General features: G+C 67.7%; 1 protein-coding gene. It reads right to left on the bottom strand.

Annotated features, from left to right (window positions below):
• Positions 1-433, bottom strand: a 433-nt coding sequence (locus A6V37_RS21275; protein WP_482194150.1) for an adenine nucleotide alpha hydrolase family protein, incomplete at both ends; no start/stop codon positions are given.

Below are 433 nucleotides of genomic sequence, written 5' to 3'. Positions count from 1 at the left end.
ATGTTCGGCAGCGTCACGTAGCGCGGCTCGTTCAGGCGCAGGTCGGTGGTGACCACCGCCGGCAGCGTCAGCGACAGCGTTTCGGCACCGCCGTCCACTTCGCGCGACACGGTGGCCCGCTTTTGCCCACCCTCATCCGCCACGACAACCTTCGAGGCAAACGTAGCCTGCGGCAGGTTCGCCAGCGCGGCCAGCATCTGGCCGGTCTGGTTCGAATCGTCGTCGATGGCCTGCTTGCCGAGGATCACCAGCGAAGGCTGCTCCTTGTCGACCAGCGCCTTCAGCAGCTTGGCCACCGCGAGCGGCTGCAGGTCTTCGTTCGACTCGATCAGGATCGCGCGGTCCGCGCCGATCGCCAGCGCCGTGCGCAGCGTTTCCTGCGACTGCGTCACACCTGCCGACACGGCGAGACCTTCCGTCGCCACACCCGCTC

The organism is Paraburkholderia ginsengiterrae (assembly GCF_001645125.1).
Classification (GTDB): domain Bacteria; phylum Pseudomonadota; class Gammaproteobacteria; order Burkholderiales; family Burkholderiaceae; genus Paraburkholderia; species Paraburkholderia ginsengiterrae.
The sequence above is the reverse complement of the archived record's forward strand: the minus strand, read 5'-3'. Positions and strand labels throughout refer to the sequence as shown.